At 52.1% G+C, this 3,006-nt stretch carries 1 rRNA gene; it reads right to left on the reverse strand.

From position 1 onward, the window contains the following. A 23S ribosomal RNA gene (locus tag LQ188_RS26635) occupies nt 1-2,933 on the reverse strand. Nucleotides 2,934-3,006: the final 73 nt, after the last annotated feature.

A 3,006-nucleotide genomic window follows, 5' to 3' on the forward strand; every position in this document is an offset into this window, starting at 1 on the left:
TTGGTTAAGTCCTCGATCTATTAGTATCAGTCAGCTCCACATGTCGCCACGCTTCCACCTCTGACCTATCAACCTGATCATCTTTCAGGGATCTTACTAGCTTGCGCCATGGGAAATCTCATCTTGAGGGGGGCTTCATGCTTAGATGCTTTCAGCACTTATCCCGTCCGCACGTAGCTACCCAGCTATGCCTTTGGCAAGACAACTGGTACACCAGCGGTGCGTCCATCCCGGTCCTCTCGTACTAAGGACAGCTCCTCTCAAATTTCCTGCGCCCGCGACGGATAGGGACCGAACTGTCTCACGACGTTCTGAACCCAGCTCGCGTACCGCTTTAATGGGCGAACAGCCCAACCCTTGGGACCGACTACAGCCCCAGGATGCGATGAGCCGACATCGAGGTGCCAAACCTCCCCGTCGATGTGGACTCTTGGGGGAGATAAGCCTGTTATCCCCGGGGTAGCTTTTATCCGTTGAGCGATGGCCCTTCCATGCGGAACCACCGGATCACTAAGCCCGACTTTCGTCCCTGCTCGACTTGTAGGTCTCGCAGTCAAGCTCCCTTGTGCCTTTACACTCTACGAATGATTTCCAACCATTCTGAGGGAACCTTTGGGCGCCTCCGTTACTCTTTAGGAGGCGACCGCCCCAGTCAAACTGCCCACCTGACACTGTCTCCCACCCCGATAAGGGGCGCGGGTTAGAATTTCAATACAGCCAGGGTAGTATCCCACCAACGCCTCCACCGAAGCTGGCGCTCCGGCTTCTCAGGCTCCTACCTATCCTGTACAAGCTGTACCAAAATTCAATATCAGGCTGCAGTAAAGCTCCACGGGGTCTTTCCGTCCTGTCGCGGGTAACCTGCATCTTCACAGGTACTATAATTTCACCGAGTCTCTCGTTGAGACAGTGCCCAGATCGTTACACCTTTCGTGCGGGTCGGAACTTACCCGACAAGGAATTTCGCTACCTTAGGACCGTTATAGTTACGGCCGCCGTTTACTGGGGCTTCGGTTCAAAGCTTCGCTTGCGCTAACCTCTCCCCTTAACCTTCCAGCACCGGGCAGGTGTCAGCCCCTATACTTCGCCTTGCGGCTTCGCAGAGACCTGTGTTTTTGCTAAACAGTCGCCTGGGCCTATTCACTGCGGCTTTTCTGGGCTATTCACCCTAAAAAGCACCCCTTCTCCCGAAGTTACGGGGTCATTTTGCCGAGTTCCTTAACGAGAGTTCTCTCGCACACCTTAGGATTCTCTCCTCGCCTACCTGTGTCGGTTTGCGGTACGGGCACCTTACATCTCACTAGAGGCTTTTCTTGGCAGCGTGGAATCAGGAACTTCGGTACTATATTTCCCTCGCCATCACAGCTCCGCCTTAATGGAAACGGGATTTGCCTCGTTTCCGGCCTAACTGCTTGGACGCGCATATCCAACAGCGCGCTTACCCTATCCTTCTGCGTCCCCCCATCGTTCAAACGATGTATAGGTGGTACAGGAATATCAACCTGTTGTCCATCGCCTACGCCTTTCGGCCTCGGCTTAGGTCCCGACTAACCCTGAGCGGACGAGCCTTCCTCAGGAAACCTTAGGCATTCGGTGGAAGGGATTCTCACCCTTCTTTCGCTACTCATACCGGCATTCTCACTTCTAAGCGCTCCACCAGTCCTTCCGGTCTGACTTCAACGCCCTTAGAACGCTCTCCTACCATCGACACCCAACGGTGTCAATCCACAGCTTCGGTGATACGTTTAGCCCCGGTACATTTTCGGCGCGGAGTCACTCGACCAGTGAGCTATTACGCACTCTTTAAATGGTGGCTGCTTCTAAGCCAACATCCTGGTTGTCTAAGCAACTCCACATCCTTTTCCACTTAACGTATACTTTGGGACCTTAGCTGGTGGTCTGGGCTGTTTCCCTTTCGACTACGGATCTTATCACTCGCAGTCTGACTCCCAAGAATAAGTATTTGGCATTCGGAGTTTGACTGAATTCGGTAACCCGTTGGGGGCCCCTAGTCCAATCAGTGCTCTACCTCCAATACTCTCATCTTGAGGCTAGCCCTAAAGCTATTTCGGAGAGAACCAGCTATCTCCAGGTTCGATTGGAATTTCTCCGCTACCCACACCTCATCCCCGCACTTTTCAACGTGCGTGGGTTCGGGCCTCCATTCAGTGTTACCTGAACTTCACCCTGGACATGGGTAGATCACCTGGTTTCGGGTCTACGACCTCATACTCATTCGCCCTATTCAGACTCGCTTTCGCTGCGGCTCCGTCTCATCAACTTAACCTCGCATGAAATCGTAACTCGCCGGTTCATTCTACAAAAGGCACGCCATTACCCATTAACGGGCTTTGACTACTTGTAGGCACACGGTTTCAGGATCTATTTCACTCCCCTTCCGGGGTGCTTTTCACCTTTCCCTCACGGTACTGGTTCACTATCGGTCACTAGGGAGTATTTAGCCTTGGGAGATGGTCCTCCCTGCTTCCGACGGGATTTCTCGTGTCCCGCCGTACTCAGGATCCACTCAGGAGGGAACGAAGTTTCAACTACAGGGTTTTTACCTTCTTCGACGGATCTTTCCAGATCACTTCATTTACCCCGTTCCTTTGTAACTCCATGTTGAGTGTCCTACAACCCCAAGAGGCAAGCCTCTTGGTTTGGGCTAATTCCGTTTCGCTCGCCGCTACTCAGGAAATCGCGTTTGCTTTCTCTTCCTCCGGGTACTTAGATGTTTCAGTTCCCCGGGTCTGCCTTCAGTACCCTATGTATTCAGGTAAAGATACTGTTCCATTACGAACAGTGGGTTTCCCCATTCGGAAATCTCCGGATCAAAGCTTACTTACAGCTCCCCGAAGCATATCGGTGTTAGTCCCGTCCTTCATCGGCTCCTAGTGCCAAGGCATCCACCGTGCGCCCTTTCTAACTTAACCGTTAAAAAAGTCTTACAGATGCTTTGAAAAAAATTAATTGCCTTCTATCTATTATCTAGTTTTCAAGGAACAA

The organism is Peribacillus sp. Bi134, assembly GCF_918698065.1.
In the GTDB taxonomy this organism is placed as follows: Bacteria; Bacillota; Bacilli; order Bacillales; family DSM-1321; genus Peribacillus.